At 63.4% G+C, this 17,838-nt stretch carries 17 protein-coding genes and 1 tRNA gene; 14 read left to right on the top strand and 4 right to left on the bottom strand.

Annotation, left to right across the window (positions count from 1 at the left end; translation table 11 throughout):
* Nucleotides 1-114: 114 nt before the first annotated feature.
* The 13 genes from fabD to ACLEJP_RS17325 all read left to right on the top strand — a co-directional run bounded on the left by fabD (nt 115) and on the right by ACLEJP_RS17325 (nt 11,448).
* Complete coding sequence (fabD, locus tag ACLEJP_RS17385) at nt 115-1,053, top strand: ACP S-malonyltransferase (protein WP_440808329.1); 939 nt, start codon at nt 115-117, stop codon at nt 1,051-1,053.
* 15 nt (nt 1,054-1,068) lie between these two features.
* On the top strand, nt 1,069-1,809 hold the full coding sequence (gene fabG, locus ACLEJP_RS17380) for a 3-oxoacyl-ACP reductase FabG (RefSeq protein ID WP_003247160.1): 741 nt from the start codon (nt 1,069-1,071) through the stop codon (nt 1,807-1,809).
* 202 nt (nt 1,810-2,011) lie between these two features.
* Nucleotides 2,012-2,248: an acyl carrier protein gene (acpP, locus tag ACLEJP_RS17375; protein ID WP_016715141.1), complete on the top strand. Its 237-nt coding sequence runs from the start codon at nt 2,012-2,014 to the stop codon at nt 2,246-2,248.
* Between the two features lie 186 nt (nt 2,249-2,434).
* Nucleotides 2,435-3,679 (top strand): beta-ketoacyl-ACP synthase II, encoded by a 1,245-nt coding sequence (fabF, locus tag ACLEJP_RS17370; protein ID WP_012271164.1) that lies wholly within the window; start codon nt 2,435-2,437, stop codon nt 3,677-3,679.
* Nucleotides 3,679-4,494: an aminodeoxychorismate lyase gene (gene pabC / locus ACLEJP_RS17365; RefSeq protein ID WP_440808326.1), complete on the top strand. Its 816-nt coding sequence runs from the start codon at nt 3,679-3,681 to the stop codon at nt 4,492-4,494. The genes fabF and pabC overlap by 1 nt, the downstream gene beginning before the upstream one ends.
* 4 nt (nt 4,495-4,498) lie before the next feature.
* Nucleotides 4,499-5,686 carry an endolytic transglycosylase MltG gene (gene mltG / locus ACLEJP_RS17360; RefSeq protein ID WP_440808323.1) on the top strand — a complete coding sequence of 396 codons (1,188 nt, stop codon included), beginning with the start codon at nt 4,499-4,501 and terminating at the stop codon, nt 5,684-5,686.
* A gap of 9 nt (nt 5,687-5,695) precedes the next feature.
* Entirely contained in the window at nt 5,696-6,328 is a 633-nt protein-coding gene (gene tmk, locus ACLEJP_RS17355) for a dTMP kinase (protein ID WP_440808321.1), read from the top strand.
* Nucleotides 6,321-7,307: a DNA polymerase III subunit delta' gene (locus tag ACLEJP_RS17350; RefSeq protein ID WP_440808318.1), complete on the top strand. Its 987-nt coding sequence runs from the start codon at nt 6,321-6,323 to the stop codon at nt 7,305-7,307. The genes tmk and ACLEJP_RS17350 overlap by 8 nt, the downstream gene beginning before the upstream one ends.
* 30 nt (nt 7,308-7,337) lie before the next feature.
* Nucleotides 7,338-8,120 (top strand): TatD family hydrolase, encoded by a 783-nt coding sequence (locus ACLEJP_RS17345; RefSeq protein ID WP_440808315.1) that lies wholly within the window; start codon nt 7,338-7,340, stop codon nt 8,118-8,120.
* A 377-nt stretch (nt 8,121-8,497) separates the two neighbouring features.
* Complete coding sequence (locus tag ACLEJP_RS17340) at nt 8,498-9,133, top strand: TetR/AcrR family transcriptional regulator (protein ID WP_003260720.1); 636 nt, start codon at nt 8,498-8,500, stop codon at nt 9,131-9,133.
* Nucleotides 9,134-9,239: 106 nt separating this feature from the next.
* Entirely contained in the window at nt 9,240-10,208 is a 969-nt protein-coding gene (locus tag ACLEJP_RS17335; protein ID WP_440808311.1) for a GTP 3',8-cyclase MoaA, read from the top strand.
* Between the two features lie 66 nt (nt 10,209-10,274).
* Nucleotides 10,275-10,880 (top strand): DUF4823 domain-containing protein, encoded by a 606-nt coding sequence (locus tag ACLEJP_RS17330; protein WP_225776883.1) that lies wholly within the window; start codon nt 10,275-10,277, stop codon nt 10,878-10,880.
* A gap of 10 nt (nt 10,881-10,890) precedes the next feature.
* A complete protein-coding gene (locus tag ACLEJP_RS17325; RefSeq protein ID WP_440808308.1) occupies nt 10,891-11,448 on the top strand; it encodes a DUF1285 domain-containing protein in 558 nt (185 codons plus the stop codon).
* Nucleotides 11,449-11,505: 57 nt separating this feature from the next.
* Here ACLEJP_RS17325 and ACLEJP_RS17320 read toward each other — a convergent pair.
* Nucleotides 11,506-11,581: transfer RNA gene (locus tag ACLEJP_RS17320), tRNA-Asn, on the bottom strand.
* A 62-nt stretch (nt 11,582-11,643) separates the two neighbouring features.
* Nucleotides 11,644-12,840 carry an amino acid aminotransferase gene (locus tag ACLEJP_RS17315; RefSeq protein ID WP_225776885.1) on the bottom strand — a complete coding sequence of 399 codons (1,197 nt, stop codon included), beginning with the start codon at nt 12,838-12,840 and terminating at the stop codon, nt 11,644-11,646.
* A 287-nt stretch (nt 12,841-13,127) separates the two neighbouring features.
* Here ACLEJP_RS17315 and uvrB point away from each other — a divergent pair, with 287 nt between their 5' ends.
* A complete protein-coding gene (uvrB, locus tag ACLEJP_RS17310) occupies nt 13,128-15,143 on the top strand; it encodes an excinuclease ABC subunit UvrB (protein WP_225776886.1) in 2,016 nt (671 codons plus the stop codon).
* Between the two features lie 42 nt (nt 15,144-15,185).
* On the opposite strand, the gene ACLEJP_RS17305 is transcribed toward uvrB, so the two are convergent.
* Both ACLEJP_RS17305 and ACLEJP_RS17300 read right to left on the bottom strand, forming a co-directional pair.
* On the bottom strand, nt 15,186-16,736 hold the full coding sequence (locus ACLEJP_RS17305) for an MDR family MFS transporter (RefSeq protein WP_440808334.1): 1,551 nt from the start codon (nt 16,734-16,736) through the stop codon (nt 15,186-15,188).
* The gene (locus ACLEJP_RS17300; protein WP_440808307.1) at nt 16,726-17,781 is read right to left on the bottom strand and encodes an HlyD family secretion protein; all 1,056 of its coding nucleotides are present in this window, start codon (nt 17,779-17,781) and stop codon (nt 16,726-16,728) included. Before ACLEJP_RS17300 ends, ACLEJP_RS17305 begins: the two co-directional genes overlap by 11 nt.
* Between the last annotated feature and the right edge of the window lie 57 nt (nt 17,782-17,838).

The raw sequence follows: 17,838 nt of genomic DNA, 5'->3' as shown, positions 1-17,838 counted from the left end.
GAAGTGCTTAAATGTGACCGCTTGGTCCGCGTCTCCATCCAAGCTTTCAGATTCCGCGCCTGGCCCAGGGCCTGGCGCACCCTATCCGACGACAAGATCATAAGGGCTTGTTCAATGTCTGCATCTCTCGCATTCGTCTTTCCCGGTCAAGGTTCCCAGTCGCTGGGCATGCTCGCCGAGCTCGGCGCCGAGAAGCCAGTGATCATCGAAACCTTCAAGGAAGCTTCCGAGGCACTCGGTTACGACCTGTGGAAGCTGGTCCAGGAAGGCCCGGAAGAACAACTCAACCAGACCGACAAGACCCAGCCGGCCATTCTCACCGCGTCCATTGCGCTGTGGCGCCTGTGGCTGGAAGAAGGCGGCGCACAGCCCGCTTTCGTTTCCGGTCACAGCCTGGGTGAATACAGTGCCCTGGTCGCTGCGGGCAGCATCAGCCTGAAAGACGCCGTGCGCCTGGTCGAACGTCGTGGCCAGCTGATGCAGGAAGCCGTGCCGGCCGGGCATGGCGCCATGGCGGCCATCCTTGGCCTGGACGACGCCGTGGTGGTTGAGACCTGCGCCGAAGCGGCCGAAGACGAGGTGGTCAGCGCGGTCAACTTCAACTCGCCAGGCCAGGTGGTCATCGCCGGCAACAAGGCCGCGGTAGACCGTGCCATGGAGCTGTGCAAGGCCAAGGGTGCCAAGCGCGCCCTGCCACTGGCGGTCAGCGTACCGTCGCACTGCGCGCTGATGAAACCGGCGGCCGAGCGCTTTGCCGAGTCGGTCAACGCCATCGACTGGAAAGCCCCGCAGATTCCGGTGGTGCAGAACGTCACCGCTGCCGTCGCCGCTGACCTGACCGCCCTCAAGCGAGACCTGCTGGCGCAGCTGTACCAGCCGGTGCGCTGGGTCGAGTGCGTGCAGACCCTGGCGGCCAACGGTGCCGTCAACCTGGTCGAGTGCGGCCCCGGCAAGGTGCTGGCCGGCCTGAACAAGCGTTGCGCCGACGGTGTGACCACCTACAACCTCAACACCCCTGACGCCGTCGCCGCCACCCGCGCGGCACTGGCCTGATTTGGAGAAGCTTGCATGAGCCTGCAAGGTAAAGTTGCACTGGTCACCGGCGCCAGCCGTGGCATTGGCCAGGCCATCGCCCTCGAGCTGGGTCGCCAGGGCGCGACCGTGATCGGTACCGCCACTTCGGCTTCCGGCGCCGAGCGCATCGCCGCCACCCTGAAAGAGCACGGCATCACCGGTACCGGCATGGAACTGAACGTGACCAGCGCGGAGTCGGTCGAGGCTGTGCTGGCCGCCATCGGCGAACAGTTCGGCGCCCCTGCCATCCTGGTCAACAACGCCGGCATCACCCGTGACAACCTCATGCTGCGCATGAAGGACGACGAGTGGTTCGACGTGATCGATACCAACCTGAACAGCCTCTACCGTCTGTCCAAGGGCGTGCTGCGCGGCATGACCAAGGCGCGTTGGGGTCGTATCATCAGCATCGGTTCTGTCGTCGGTGCCATGGGTAACGCCGGCCAGGCCAACTACGCGGCCGCCAAGGCGGGCCTCGAAGGTTTCAGCCGCGCCCTGGCGCGTGAAGTGGGCTCGCGTGGCATCACCGTCAACTCGGTCACCCCGGGCTTCATCGATACCGACATGACCCGCGAACTGCCGGAAGCGCAGCGTGAAGCGCTGCAGACCCAGATCCCGCTGGGCCGCCTGGGCCAGGCCGACGAAATCGCCAAGGTGGTTTCGTTCCTGGCATCCGACGGCGCAGCCTACGTCACCGGTGCCACCGTGCCGGTCAACGGCGGGATGTACATGTAATACTGCAACTCAATGTGACGGATTTCGTAAAAAAAGAGTCATACTGCGAGCCTAAAATCCGTTATAAAGCTGCAACCAGATTCCAGCCAGCGGGTACGGTGACTGGCCTGAAAGTGTGTTTAGCTTGAAAAGCGAACGTCTTTCTATAAAATTAGCCACCGGCCAGCTGCCTGACATATATCCATTAGGAGTAAACCTAGGTATGAGCAACATCGAAGAACGCGTCAAGAAAATCGTCGCCGAGCAACTGGGCGTCAAGGAAGAGGAAGTGACTCTCGAGAAGTCCTTCGTCGATGACCTGGGTGCCGATTCGCTTGACACCGTTGAGCTGGTGATGGCTCTGGAAGAGGAATTCGAGACCGAAATCCCTGACGAAGAAGCCGAGAAGATCACTACCGTTCAAGCTGCCGTAGACTACGTCAAAGCCCACCAGGCCTAAGACGCTCTAGTCGACGCTACTTGTCGGGGAAAACCGCACTGCCTTCGCCGGCGTGCGGTTTTTTCTTTGCGAGCGCCCGTGTTTTCCAGGCTGCCTCGTTCACCGCGCACCAAGAGCCTGTTGCCATTTCATTCCAGCGCTTGAATGCAATGGCAAGAGACTCTGTTATTAGAAAAGGAGAGTACTGTGTCGCGTAGACGCGTCGTGGTCACCGGTATGGGTATGCTGTCGCCACTGGGTACCGATGTACCGAGCACCTGGCAGGGCATTCTGGCTGGCCGCAGTGGCATCGGTCCGATCGAACACACGGACCTGTCTGCCTACTCCACCCGTTTTGGCGGCTCGGTGAAAGGCTTCGAGGTCGAGCAATACCTGTCGGCCAAAGAGGCCCGCAAGCTCGACCTGTTCATCCAGTACGGCCTGGCAGCCGGTTTCCAGGCAGTGCGTAATGCCGGCCTGGAGGTCACCGACGCCAACCGCGAGCGTATCGGCGTGGCCATGGGCTCGGGTATCGGTGGCCTGACCAACATCGAGGAAACCAGCCGTACCCTGCACGACTCGGGGCCGCGGCGCATTTCGCCGTTCTTCGTGCCAGGCTCGATCATCAACATGATCTCCGGCTTCCTGTCGATCCACCTGGGCCTGCAGGGGCCGAACTATGCCATCGCCACGGCGTGCACCACCGGCACTCACTGCATCGGCATGGCCGCGCGCAACATCGCCTACGGTGAAGCCGACGTGATGATCGCCGGTGGCGCCGAAATGGCTGCCTGCGGCCTGGGCATGGGCGGTTTCGGTGCCTCGCGTGCACTGTCCACCCGCAACGACGAGCCAAGCCGGGCCAGCCGTCCGTGGGACAAGGGCCGTGACGGCTTCGTGCTGTCTGACGGTGCCGGTGCCCTGGTGCTTGAAGAGCTGGAGCACGCCAAGGCGCGCGGCGCGACCATCTATGCCGAGCTGGTCGGCTTCGGCATGAGCGGTGATGCCTACCACATGACATCGCCGCCGGACACCGGTGAAGGTGCTGCCCGCTGCATGGCCAACGCCCTGCGCGATGCCGGCATCCAGCCGGAAGAGGTCAGCTACATCAACGCTCATGGCACCTCGACGCCGGCAGGCGACGTGGCCGAAGTGGCGGCGATCAAGCGCGTGTTCGGTGAGCATGCCTACAAGCTGGCGGTCAGCTCGACCAAGTCGATGACCGGCCACCTGCTGGGCGCTGCCGGTGCGGTGGAAGCGATCTTCAGCGTCCTGGCAATCAACAGCCAGATGGCGCCGCCGACCATCAACCTGGACGAGCCGGACGAAGGTTGCGACCTCGACTTCGTGCCGCACCAGGCGCGCAGCATGCCGATCGACGTGGTGCTGTCCAACTCGTTCGGTTTCGGCGGGACCAACGGTTCGCTGGTATTCCGCCGGTTCGCCGGTTGATGCATAGCTGGATCGACGGCCAGCCCGCAGCTGCAGTCAACCTGCAGAACCGCGGCCTGGCCTACGGCGATGGCCTGTTCGAGACCATCGCCGTGCACGGTGGCCGGCCCAGCCTGCTGGATGGCCACCTCGCCCGCCTGGCGCTGGGTTGCCAGCGTCTGGCCATCCATGCCGACCTGGCACTGGTGCGCGACGAACTCCTGCGCTATGCCAGCCAGCTTGGTGATGGCGTTGCCAAACTCATCCTTACCCGTGGCGATAGCCAGCGCGGCTATGCCCCGGTTGCCGATGCCGTGCCAAGGCGTATCCTGCAGGGCAGCCCGTTGCCCAGCTATCCTGTGGAACATGCCGAGCAGGGTGTGCGGCTGTTCCTGTGCCAGACCCGGCTTGGCGAGCAACCACTGCTGGCCGGGTTGAAACACCTCAACCGCCTGGAGCAGGTGCTGGCCCGTGCCGAATGGCAGGACAGCGAACATGCCGAAGGCTTGATGCGGGACGGGCAGGGCAGGCTGATCGAAGGGGTGTACAGCAACCTGTTCCTGGTGCGCGACGGCCAGCTGTTCACGGCTGACCTCAGCCGTTGCGGTGTCGCCGGCGTCATGCGCGCGGCACTGCTGCAAGAGGCCGTGCGGCTGGGCATTCCGGCGCAGGTCTGCGACCTGCCGTTCGAGGCGCTGGAGCAGGCAGATGAAGCATTTGTTTGCAATAGCGTCTACGGTGTCTGGCCTGTGCGTGGTGTAGCCGCGCTAAACTGGTCGCCGGGCCCGCTCACTCGTAAACTGCAGGCCGTTGCCCGTACGTTACTGGAAACCTGAATTCGTGAGACGCAAATTCCTGCTGCTGCTGGAAATGAGCCTGATCCTCGCCGGCCTGGCCGTGGGCTGGTCTGCCTGGAAGGTCAACTCGGTGCTGGAGCAGCCCTTGCACGTGACGCAGGAACGCCTGCTCGACGTGCCCAATGGTACCAACCCCAACCGCATGTTCTATCGCATGCAAAGCGAAGGGTTGCTGGACGGCGCCGTCTGGTTGCGCCTGTACTGGCGCTTCAACATGGCCGGCACGCCTTTGCACACCGGCGAGTACCGCCTGACCCCCGGCATGACCGTCGAGCAGCTGTTCGATGCCTGGCGGCGGGCCGACGTGGTCCAGTACAACCTGACCCTGGTCGAAGGCTGGACCTTCCGTCAGGTGCGTAGCGCCGTGGCCAGGCATGAAAAGATCAAGCACACCCTGGATGGCCTGTCGGATGCCGAAGTCATGGACCGGCTCGGCCATACCGGCGTGTTCCCCGAAGGGCGCTTCTTCCCCGACACCTACCGCTTCGTGCGCGGCATGAGTGACGTCGAGCTGCTGCAGCAGGCATACATGCGCCTGGATGAAGTGCTGGCCAAGGAGTGGGCGGAGCGCGCCACCGATCTGCCGTACCGCGACCCGTACCAGGCCCTGATCATGGCCTCGCTGGTGGAGAAGGAAACCGGTATCCCCCAGGAGCGCGGGCAGATTGCCGGCGTCTTCGTGCGGCGCCTGCGCCTGGGCATGATGCTGCAGACCGACCCGACGGTGATCTATGGCATGGGTGAACGCTACAACGGCAAGATCACCCGCGCCGACCTGCGCGAGCCGACGCCGTACAATACCTACACCATGACCGGCCTGCCGCCGACGCCGATCGCCATGGTCGGCCGCGAGGCGATTCATGCGGCGCTCAACCCGTCCGATGGCACCAGCCTGTACTTCGTCGCCCGCGGCGATGGCAGCCATGTGTTTTCCGACGATCTCGACGACCATAACTCGGCGGTGCGCGAATTCCAGCTCAAGCGCCGGGCGGACTACCGCTCCAGCCCAGCGCCACAGCCCCAGCCAGGTGCCGACGAGGCCGCCGCGCCCGAAGCGCCGGCGGCGGATGAGCCGGCGGAGCAGCCAGCGCCCGATCAGCCGCCTGCACAGGATGCCCCTGTCGGCGGCGCGCAAGCGGCTGAACGGCCAACGCCTGACGAACAACATTAAGGACTGCCTGTGAGCGGCTTGTTTATTACTCTGGAAGGCCCCGAAGGCGCGGGCAAGAGCACCAACCGCGACTACCTGGCCGCGCGCCTGCGCGAGCACGGTCTGGACGTGGTGCTGACCCGTGAACCTGGCGGTACACCGCTGGCTGAGAAGGTGCGTGAATTGCTGTTGGCGCCCAGCGATGAAAGCATGGCGGCCGACACCGAACTGCTGCTGGTGTTCGCTGCTCGTGCCCAGCACCTGGCCCAGGTGATCCGCCCGGCGCTGGCCCGCGGGGCTGTGGTGTTGTGTGATCGCTTTACCGATGCCACCTACGCTTATCAGGGCGGCGGACGCGGTCTGCCTGCCGAGCGTATCGCCATCCTGGAGCAATTCGTCCAGGGCGACCTGCGCCCGGACCTGACCCTGGTCTTCGACCTGCCGGTCGAAGTGGGCCTGGCTCGCGCCGCGGCGCGCGGCCGTCTTGACCGTTTCGAGCAGGAAGGCCAGGCGTTCTTCGAAGCGGTGCGCCAGGCATACCTGCAGCGCGCCCAGCGTGCGCCACAGCGCTACAACCTGCTGGACGCAGCCCAGCCTCTGGACGCCGTGCAGCGCGCCATCGATGCGCTGCTGCCGGGTATCGTGGAGCGATGCCGTGGCTGAGGCCTATCCCTGGCAGCAGGCTCTCTGGCAACAACTGGCTGGCCGCAGCCAGCACGCTCACGCCTACCTGCTGCATGGGCCGCAGGGTATCGGCAAACGAGCCCTGGCCGAGCGCCTCATGGCGTATCTGCTGTGCCAGCAGCCTCAAGGCCTGGAGGCCTGTGGCGGGTGCAAGTCCTGCCTGTTGCTGAAGGCCGGCAGCCACCCGGACAATTTTGTCCTCGAGCCTGAGGAAGCCGACAAGCCGATCAAGGTCGACCAGGTGCGCGATCTGGTGGCTTTCGTGGTGCAGACAGCACAGCAGGGCGGGCGCAAGGTGGTGCTGATCGAACCGGTGGAAGCGATGAACGTCAACGCCTCCAACGCCCTGCTCAAGAGCCTCGAAGAGCCTTCCGGCGATACCGTGCTGCTGCTGGTTTCCCATCAGCCCAGTCGCTTGCTGCCCACCATCAAGAGCCGTTGCCAGCAGGTTGCCTGCCCGCAGCCCAGCCTGGCGCAGAGCCGGGCCTGGCTGGCGCGTGCGCTCCCTGACAGTGACGAGGCCGAGCGTGATGAATTGCTGATGCTGGCTGCCGGCTCACCGTTGCTGGCCGTCAGCCTGCAGGCGCAAGGCGTGCGCGAGCAGCGGGCGCTGGTGACCGACGGGGTGAAGAAGCTGCTCAAGCAGCAGCAATCGCCCAGCCAACTGGCCGAGGCCTGGAATAACGTGCCGCTGTTGCTGCTGTTCGACTGGTTCTGCGATTGGGCACAGCTGATCCTGCGCTACCAATTGACCCAGGACGAGGAGGGGCTAGGCTTGGCCGATATGCGCAAGGTAGTGCAGTACCTGGCGCAGAAGAGCCGTCAGGCCAAGGTGCTGGAGGTGCAGGCGTGGCTCCTGGAGCAACGCCAGAAGGTGCTGGGCAAGGCCAACCTCAATCGCGCCCTGTTGCTTGAGTCGCTGCTGGCCCACTGGCTGCAATTGCCGGGCGCCCGCTGATTTTCATTTTTCCATGTGTGCCGTTATCCCATGCTCGTAGATTCCCATTGCCACCTTGACCGGCTTGACCTCAGCGCTCACCAGGGCTCTCTCGATGCTGCCTTGCAGGCGGCGCGTGAGCGCGGGGTCGGGCATTTCCTGTGTATCGGCGTCAGTGCCGAAAATGCTGGCGCGGTGAAGGCGCTCAGCGAGCGGTATGCCGATGTCGACTGCTCGGTGGGCGTGCACCCGCTGGACCTGGCCCCGGGCGATACCCCGGCGCTGGAATGGCTGCTGCGCGAGCTGGCCCACCCGCATGTGGTGGCGATTGGCGAAACCGGGCTGGATTACCACTACGAGCCGGAGGCCGCCGAGCTGCAGCAGGCTTCGTTCCGCCTGCACCTGGAGGCTTCGCGGCAGACCGGCAAGCCGGTGATCGTGCATACCCGCGCGGCGCGCGCCGACACCCTGGCGCTGCTGCGCGAGGCTGCTCTGCCGCAGGCGGGCGTATTGCACTGCTTCACCGAAGACTGGGCGATGGCCAAGGCTGCGCTGGACCTGGGGTATTACATCTCGCTCTCTGGCATCGTCACATTCCGTAATGCCGATGCCCTGCGTGAGGTGGCGCGGCAGGTGCCGGTCGATCGGCTGCTGGTGGAAACCGATTCGCCGTATCTGGCGCCGATCCCGCATCGCGGCAAGCCGAACCTGCCACAGTACGTGCGCGAAGTAGCGGAGTATGTGGCTTCGTTGCGCGGGGCCAGTTATGAGCAGTTGGCCGAACAGACCACGGCCAACTTCAAGCGGTTGTTCCCGCTGGCACGCGTGGCTTGATGCACAAAGGGTAGGGGCCGGGTGTCCCCGCCCTCATGCCCCCTTGCGCAAGCACACAAAAAAAACCCGGGTTCTGGGGGGGGAATCCGGGTTAAGACCATTAGGAGTAAAACAAAGGTACGCGGTCCCTGAGCACCTTTATCGGCGCGCCACTTGGGGGGGATGCGCCGCGCCAACACTTGAAGTATTGGCCAGGTTTGGCGCAGTGCCAGTGCCTGTTGGTCGTTTTTTAAACAGATTTGGAATACGCCGGCGTTTCATTCCTTCCGCAGCGCATGGCTGTATGCATCATGAAACATAGACATGCGTGGATGATCCGTGCAATTTCCCGCAAGTTAGGCATAATAAACCGCTTCGATTGTCATCCAGTCCTTCCTATGCAGAAAGAACCTCGTAAGGTCCGTGAGTTTCGCCGTCGCGAACAGGAAATCCTCGATACCGCGCTCAAACTGTTCCTCGAACAGGGTGAAGACAGCGTCACCGTCGAGATGATCGCCGACGCCGTGGGCATCGGCAAAGGCACGATCTACAAGCACTTCAAGTCCAAGGCGGAGATCTACCTGCGCCTGATGCTCGACTACGAGCGCGACCTGAACGCGCTGTTGCATTCGGCCGACGTTGACCGCGACAAGGAAGCCCTGTCGCGCGCCTACTTCGAGTTCCGCATGCGCGATCCGCAGCGTTACCGGCTGTTCGACCGCCTGGAAGAAAAGGTGGTCAAGGGCAACCAGGTACCGGAAATGGTCGAGCAGTTGCACAGCATCCGGGCTTCCAACTTCGACCGCCTGACCCAGCTGATCAAGGGCCGTATCAGCGAAGGCAAGCTCGAAGACGTGCCGCCGTATTTCCACTACTGCGCTGCCTGGGCGCTGGTGCATGGCGCTGTGGCGCTGTACCACTCGCCGTTCTGGAGCAACGTGCTGGAGGACCAGGAAGGCTTCTTCCAGTTCCTCATGGACATTGGCGTACGCATGGGCAACAAGCGCAAACGCGACCCGGAACCCTCGAACTGAAGCATTTCGAGGGTTTCACCTGAAACCGGCATGAAGTGAGGGGCTTGCAAAAACCTGATTTATGAGTCAGGTTTTGTCGGCCCCATCACCCATGCCGGAGTCATTCATGATCGTCGATCGTCAAGGCAGGCGATTTCGCAACCTGCGTGTCAGCCTGACGGCTGCCTGCAATTACGCCTGCACCTACTGCGTCCCCGATGGCAAGCGCCTGGTGGCGGCGCAGGACGAGTTGCCGGCAGCTTCTCTGGCCCGTGGCGTCGCCTACCTTATCGAGGCAGCTGGCATCGAGCGCTTGCGCATCACTGGCGGTGAGCCACTGGTCAGCCCGCGTCTGGAGGACTTTCTGGCTGCCGTGGCCAGGCTCAAGCTCAACGATATCTCGCTGACCACCAATGGCCAGCTGCTGACGCGCAAATTGCCACAGCTGCAGGCGGCGGGTATTCGCCGGCTCAATATTTCCCTTGATACGCTGGACCCTCGGGCCTTTCGCCGTATTGCCCGCGGAGGTGACCTGGCCAGTGTGCTGGCGGGGATGGAGCAGGCTGATGCGCTTGGCATGCAGGTCAAGGTGAACATGGTGCCGATGCGCGGGCACAACCTCGACCAGGTGCTGCCGCTGCTGGACTACTGCCTGGCGCGCGGGTTCGAACTGCGTTTCATCGAGCTCATGCGCATGGGCCACCTGGCCCGTGACCACAATGCCTTCCTGCAGCAATTCGTCGGCCTTGATCAGTTGCTGGCCCTGATCGCTGACAAGCATGCCTTTGCCCAGGTAGACGCGCCGCGCGACGCCACCGCCCTGCGTTATCAAATTGCGGGCAAAGGCCATTTCGGTGTAATCGCCAACGAGAGCCTACCCTTCTGCCGCAGCTGCTCCCGGCTGCGCCTGTCGTCCACGGGCTGGCTGCATGGCTGCCTGTCTTCGGGGAATCGCCACTTCGTTGGCGACTTGCTGGAAAAGCCCCGCCACCAGGCGCTCCCGGCCCTGCAACGCCTGCTGGTCAAGGCCCTGGCAGACAAGCAGGATGTAGCCTTTTCCGGCGACGTGATGGTGATGAAGGTGATCGGCGGCTGAAGCTGGCGCAAAAGCTGCATCCGCCGGCTATCCGCCGGTTTTTCGTCGCCGGCCACTGGAGGAAAGATGCGTAGCCTGGTTTTGCTGCTGGCGCTGATGGCGCTGGGCGGCTGCATGAATGTCAGCGATATGGGCGAGGGCGTCCGCTATCACTTGAGCGATGCCGGTTTGCTGGACCACAGCGATACCCGTCGCACCCTGTCGATTCGCCTGCAGCCCGACTCGTTCATCTTCATCGGCCAGGGCGCGTTTGTGCCGCCGGGCAAGGGGCCGGTGCCACGGCAGAACGCAGTGGCCGAGCAGGCGTTCAAGAGTTTCGTCGAATACTTCCCGCTGGTACGCCGTGCCCAGGGCCCGCTGGGCCTGGAAGAGGCCATCGCCCAGGCGCGCTCGGTGGGGGCCGATTATGTGCTGTACACCCGCTTTGCCCGTACCGACGACCGAATCGGTAATGGCGACGAGTGGTACGACGAACAAGCGGTCGACCGCTTGGGCTGGGACACTGGTGTGGTGCAGATGATGCTGATAGAGACCAACACCCGTTACCTGATCGACACCGCCCGTATCAAGAGCCGTGGCGGTTTGTTGACGTTCCATGACAATACCCCGGAGGATTTGCTTGCGGCGCCGATGCGCGAGTACGCTCGTAGCCTTCTGGGCATGAGTGAGTGAGGCAGGTGTGATGAGCGATTCCGGCAAGGCCAATGATCTGCTGGCGCAGCTTCCCAAGGTCAAGGGCCTGCCGCCAGTGCATCTGTGGAACCCGGATTTCTGCGGTGACATCGACATGCGCATCGCCCGCGATGGCACCTGGTATTACCTGGGCACGCCCATCGGGCGCAAGCCGATGGTGCGGCTGTTTTCCACCATCATCCGCCGCGATGGCGATGCCTACTTCCTGGTGACCCCGGTGGAAAAAGTGGGCATCCGCGTTGACGATGCGCCGTTCGTGGCGGTGGCGCTGGATGTACAGGGGGAAGGGGAGCAGCAGGTGCTGCGCTTCACCAGCAATGTCGAGGATCAGGTGGAGGCCGGGCCTGCCAATCCGCTGCGTGTGGTGACCGACCCGCAGACCCAGGAGCCGTCGCCGTATGTGCTGATGCGCAGCAACCTCGAAGCCCTGATCCATCGCAATGTGTTCTACCAACTGGTGGAGCTGGCGGTACCGCGGGAGATCGACGGCGAGGAGTGGCTGGGTGTGTGGAGCCACGGTGTGTTTTACCCGATCGGGCGCTGCTGACGGCGATGCAACGAAAAAGCCCCCGGTGCTTGCGCATCCGGGGGCTTTCTCAGTGTTTGGCTCCGCGACCTGGACTCGAACCAGGGACCCAATGATTAACAGTCATTTGCTCTACCGACTGAGCTATCGCGGAATCTGCGCGTATCTTACTGATTGCCAGGGGGAAGTCAAGCCACCCCCAGGCAAATCAAGCAGTTACAGCACTTCGACGATGGCCTTGGTGACCACGTGGATGTTGCTCTGGTTCAATGCGGCTACCGCGATGCGGCCGGTGTCCAGGGCGTAGATGCCGAAGTCGTTCTTCAGGCGGGCGACCTGTTCAACGGTCAGGCCCGAGTAGGAGAACATGCCGACCTGACGGCCGACGAAACTGAAGTCGCGCTTGGCACCGTACTGGGCCAGCAGCTCGACCATCTGCTTGCGCATGCCGTGGATGCGCTCGCGCATTTCGGCCAGTTCGGTTTCCCACATCTGGCGCAGTTCGGCACTGTTCAGCACGGTGGCGACGATGGTTGCGCCGTGGGTCGGCGGGTTGGAGTAGGTGGTGCGGATCACACGCTTGACCTGCGACAGCACACGGGTGCTTTCATCCTTGGATGCGGTGACGATCGACAGCGCACCGACGCGCTCGCCGTACAGCGAGAACGACTTGGAGAACGAGCTGGAGACGAAGAACTCCAGGCCCGACTCGGCGAACAGGCGTACGGCAAAGGCGTCTTCGGCGATACCGTCACCGAAGCCCTGGTAGGCCATGTCGAGGAATGGCACGTGGCCCTTGGCCTTGACCACTTCCAGCACGTTTTTCCAGTCGTCCAGGTTCAGGTCGACACCGGTCGGGTTGTGGCAGCAGGCGTGCAGTACCACGATCGAGCCGGACGGCAGCTTGTTCAGGTCTTCCAGCATGCCGGCGCGGTTCACGTCGTTGGTCGGCGCGTCGTAGTAGCGGTAGTTCTGCACCGGGAAGCCGGCCGATTCGAACAGGGCGCGGTGGTTTTCCCAGCTCGGGTCGCTGATGGCGACCACGGCGTTCGGCGAGATGCGCTTGAGGAAGTCGGCGCCGATCTTCAGCGCGCCGGTACCGCCCACGGCCTGCACGGTGACCACGCGGCCAGCGGCCAGCAGCGGCGACTCGGCGCCGAACAGCAGCTTTTGTACAGCCTGGTCGTAGGAGGCGATGCCGTCGATCGGCAGGTAGCCGCGCGAGGCGTGCTGGGCAGCACGCTGGGTCTCGGCTTCGATCACGGCACGCAGCAGCGGAATGCGGCCTTCCTCATTGCAGTAAACGCCCACGCCCAGGTTGACCTTGTCGGTACGTGGGTCGGCGTTGAATGCTTCGTTGAGGCCCAGAATAGGGTCGCGGGGTGCCAGCTCGACAGCGGAAAACAGGCTCATTGTTACCTTGGCTCTGATTGGAGTGTGATAGGACGTACACGCTCCAGCCGAATGCACTGAAGCGGTGCACAAACGGGGTGTCAGTATAGTGATACCGACCGGTCACCGCGACACTATGGCGCAGCTTTTCCCGCCATTTGCGCAAATATTTTTCGACCATTGGTCTAAATGCCGGGTCCACCGTAACAAGCGCTCACAGCTATGCCTTGAAAGCACCCCCCGAGGTGCGCATTTGGGTATAGACTACTGGCTAAATTTACAGTTGCTGCAACACCGCGAGGTCCGTCATGTCCGAGTTCCAGCTCGTCACCCGTTTCCAGCCGGCCGGCGACCAGCCCGAGGCCATCCGCCAGATGGTCGAAGGTATCGAGGCGGGGTTGTCGCACCAGACGTTGCTCGGGGTGACCGGCTCGGGCAAGACCTTCAGCATTGCCAACGTCATCCAGCAGGTGCAGCGCCCGACCCTGGTGCTGGCGCCGAACAAGACCCTGGCTGCGCAGCTGTATGGCGAGTTCAAGGCGTTCTTTCCCAACAACGCGGTGGAGTACTTCGTTTCCTACTACGACTACTACCAACCCGAAGCCTATGTGCCGTCGTCCGACACCTTCATCGAGAAGGACGCATCGATCAACGACCATATCGAGCAGATGCGCCTGTCGGCAACCAAGGCGCTGCTGGAGCGGCGCGATGCGATCATCGTCACCACGGTCTCGTGCATCTACGGCCTGGGCAGCCCCGAGACCTACCTGAAGATGGTCCTGCACGTCGACCGCGGCGACAAGCTCGACCAGCGCGCGCTGCTGCGACGCCTGGCCGACCTGCAATACACCCGTAACGAGATGGACTTCGCCCGTGCCACCTTCCGCGTGCGTGGCGATGTGGTCGACATCTTCCCGGCCGAATCGGACCTCGAGGCGATCCGTATCGAACTGTTCGATGACGAGGTGGAGAACATCGCCGCCTTCGACCCGCTGACTGGCGAGGTCTTCCGCAAGCTGCCGCGTTTCACCTTCTACCCCAAGAGTCACTACGTAACCCCGCGGGAAACCCTGCTGGATGCAGTCGAGGGCATCAAGGAAGAACTCAAGGACCGCCTGGAGTACCTGCACAAGGCCAACAAGCTGGTGGAGGCGCAGCGCCTGGAGCAACGCACCCGCTTCGACCTGGAGATGATCCTCGAGCTGGGCTACTGCAACGGCATCGAAAACTACTCGCGCTACCTGTCCGGGCGCCCGGCCGGCGCGCCACCGCCGACCTTGTACGACTACCTGCCGCCTGATGCCTTGCTGGTCATCGACGAGTCCCACGTCAGCGTTCCGCAGGTAGGCGCCATGTACAAGGGCGACCGTTCACGCAAGGAAACCCTGGTTGAATACGGTTTCCGCCTGCCCTCGGCGCTGGACAACCGGCCCATGCGTTTCGACGAGTGGGAGGCGGTCAGCCCGCAGACCATTTTCGTCTCCGCCACGCCGGGCCCCTACGAAGCCGAGCACGCCGGGCGCGTGGTCGAGCAGGTGGTGCGCCCGACCGGCCTGGTCGACCCTCAGGTGGAAGTGCGCCCGGCGCTGACCCAGGTCGACGACCTGTTGTCGGAAATCCGCAAGCGCGTGGCACAGGGTGAGCGGGTGCTCGCCACCACGCTGACCAAGCGCATGGCCGAAGACCTCACCGACTACCTGGCCGACCACGACGTGCGGGTGCGTTACCTGCACTCGGACATCGACACCGTCGAGCGGGTGGAGATCATCCGTGACCTGCGCCTGGGGACCTTCGACGTACTGGTAGGCATCAACCTGTTGCGTGAGGGCCTGGACATGCCCGAGGTGTCGCTGGTGGCGATCCTCGATGCCGACAAGGAAGGCTTCCTGCGTTCCGAGCGTTCACTGATCCAGACCATCGGCCGCGCGGCGCGCAACCTCAATGGCCGGGCCATCCTGTACGCCGACCAGATTACCGGTTCGATGCAGCGGGCCATCGACGAAACCGAACGCCGCCGCGAGAAACAGATCGCCTTCAACCAGGCCCATGGCATCGTGCCCAAGGGCGTGGTCAAGGACATCACCGACATCATGGAAGGTGCCACAGTGCCTGGCGCGCGCAGCAAGAAGCGCAAGGGCATGGCCAAGGCGGCGGAGGAGAGTGCCCGTTACGAGGCCGAGCTGCGTACGCCAGGCGAGATCACCAAGCGCATCAAGCAGCTGGAAGAGAAGATGATGCAGTTCGCCCGCGACCTGGAGTTCGAGGCCGCGGCGCAATTGCGCGACGAGATCACCCAGCTGCGGGAGCGGTTGATTACCAGCTGAAGCCTGGCGCGTGCCTTGCGGGAGCGCGCCGGATCAGCAGGCTTAATGGGCTTCCCCAGCCTTCAACCCCTCCGGCAACTTGCGGGTCATCAGCACCGCCACCATGCTCACCGCCAAGCCGATGCCGACAAAGTGGAAGGCATCGTTGTACGCCATGATCAACGCCTGCTGATGGGTAATCTCGCTCAATTTCCCCAGCGCGGCGTTGTCATTTCCCAGGCGCTCTGCCAGTTGTGCCAGGCGCTCTGCCACCTGTGGGTTGCTCGGCACCAGCGCTTCCCTCAGGTAATCGAAGTACACCTTGGTCCGTGCATCCAGCAGCGTGGCCAGCAGCGCAATGCCGATCGCACCGCCCAGGTTGCGCAGGATATTGAACAGGCTCGACGCCGACCCGGCATCCTGCGGCTGGATATACGCCGTGGCGATCAGCGAGATGGTCACCATGATCATCGGCTGGCCGATGGCGCGGATGATCTGGATATGGTTGAACTGCGGCCCGGCGAAATCCGGGTTGAGCACCCCCGAGCCGAAACTGGCGGCACCGAACAGGCAGAAGCCCAAGGCGCACAACACCTTGGGCGACACCACCTTCATCAATTGCGGTACCAGCGGGATGAGGAACAGCTGCGGGATGCCCATCCACATGATCACCTCGCCGATTTGCAGGGCGTTATAGCCCTGCACTTGCGCCAGGTACAGCGGCAACAGGTAGATCGAGCCATACAGGCCCACGCCCATGCCCAGGCTGGCGATGCTCGACAGGCCGAAGTTGCGGTTGCCGAGGATGCGCAGGTTGATCAGTGGCTGTGGCCTGGAAAACTGCAGGATGACAAACGTGATCAGGCTGACCAGGGCGATGCTGCCGAGGCCGACGATCAGTCGCGACTCCAGCCAGTCCTTGCGGTGGCCTTCCTCCAGAAACACCTGCAGACAGCCCAGCCCCAGCCCCAGGGTGACGATACCGGCGTAGTCGGTGCTTTTCAGCAGCTCCCAATGTGCGTCCTTCTTCTCCAGCCCGTACAGCAAGCCGGCGATCATTACCAGGCCGGGCGGGATGTTGATGTAGAAAATGTATTCCCAGCCCCAGTTTTCAGTCAGCCAGCCACCCAGGGTGGGGCCGATCGAGGGGGCGAATGTGGCGGTCATGGCAAACATGGCCATGCCCTTGGCACGGTGGTGCTCAGGCAGCTTGATCAGGGTCAGGGTGAAGGCCAGCGGGATCAATGCGCCGCCGGTGAAGCCCTGCAGGGCGCGGAACAGGATCATGCTTTCCAGGTTCCAGGCCATCGAGCACAGCAGCGACGACAGTAGGAAGCCGCCGGATACCCACACCGCCAGGCGCCGCGCCGACAGCAGTTGCACCAGCCAGGCGGTGAGCGGAATCATGATGATTTCCGCCACCAGGTAAGAGGTGGAAATCCACGAGCCTTCCTCCAGCGTCGCCGACAAGGCGCCCTGGATGTCCTTCAGCGACGAGTTGGTGATCTGGATGTCCAGTACCGCCATGAAGGCGCCGAGCATCACGCTCATTACCGCGATCCAGTCGCGCCGGGTCGGCTCCGCAGTGGGCCTGAGCAACACGTCACCGGCCATTTCGGCCTTCGTCTTCACTGCGCAGGTCGACGGTGGCGGTCACCGACATGCCCGGGCGGATGCGCCCGTGCAGCGGGTTGTCGGCGCGGAAGGTCAGCTTGACCGGAATGCGTTGCACCACCTTGGTGAAGTTGCCGGTGGCATTGTCGGGTGGCAACAGGCTGAATTGCGCGCCAGAGGCGGCGAACAGGCTGTCGACCCGGCCTTCGATCGGTGTGTCGGGGTAGCTGTCGAACAACAGTTCGGCGCGTTGCCCGGGCTGCATGCGGCCGATCTGGGTTTCCTTGAAATTGGCCTGCACCCAGATGTCTTCGTCCGGCACGATCGACAGCAGGTAGGCACCGGCCTGCACCACCTGGCCGTCGCGTGCGCTGCGCTGACCAATGGTGCCGCTGATCGGCGCATGGATTTCACAGCGGGTCAGGTTCAGTTCGGCCTGGGCGAGGTCGGCGCGGGCGTTGGCGATTTGCGCGTCGAGGCGCTTGAGTTCGGCGCTCAGCGCGTTGACCTGCTGGCGCTGGCTTTGCAGGTCGGCGCGGGCCTTGTCGACCTGCGAGCCGGCGACATGGCTGTCGGCCGACAACGTGGTGACCCGTTCCTCCGAGACGAAGCCCGGCTTGCGCAGCTTCTCGGCGCGGCTCAGGTCCAGGCGCGAGCGGTCGAAAGTGGCCTGGCTGGCCGCCACCTGGGCCTGGCCGGCGGCAATCAGGCTGGCCTGCTGGGTCAGGCGGCTTTGTGCCTGCACCTGCTCGGCCTCGCGGCTGGCCAGGGCGGCACGAGCACGTTGCACGGCAAGTTCGAAGTCGGCAGCCTCCAGGCGCACCAGCAGGTCGCCCTTGTTCACGTGCTGGTTGTCCTCGACCGCGACAGCATCGATACGCGCGCCCAACTGGCTGGAAATGCGTGTGATCTCGCCCTGCACGTAGGCGTTGTCGGTGCTTTCGTAGAAGCGCCCCTTGAAGTACCAGTGGCCCAGGAAGGCAAGGGCAATGGCCGCCACCAGGATGAAGAAGGCCAGCAGGCGACGTTTGAGTTGGGCAGGCATGAGCACTATCGTTCCAGAAATGTAAACAAATTTAACAGCGGCATGGGGGGCATCGAC

The organism is Pseudomonas sp. SMV7 (genome assembly GCF_052041995.1).
Lineage (GTDB): Bacteria > Pseudomonadota > Gammaproteobacteria > Pseudomonadales > Pseudomonadaceae > Aquipseudomonas.
The sequence above is the reverse complement of the archived record's forward strand: the minus strand, read 5'-3'. Positions and strand labels throughout refer to the sequence as shown.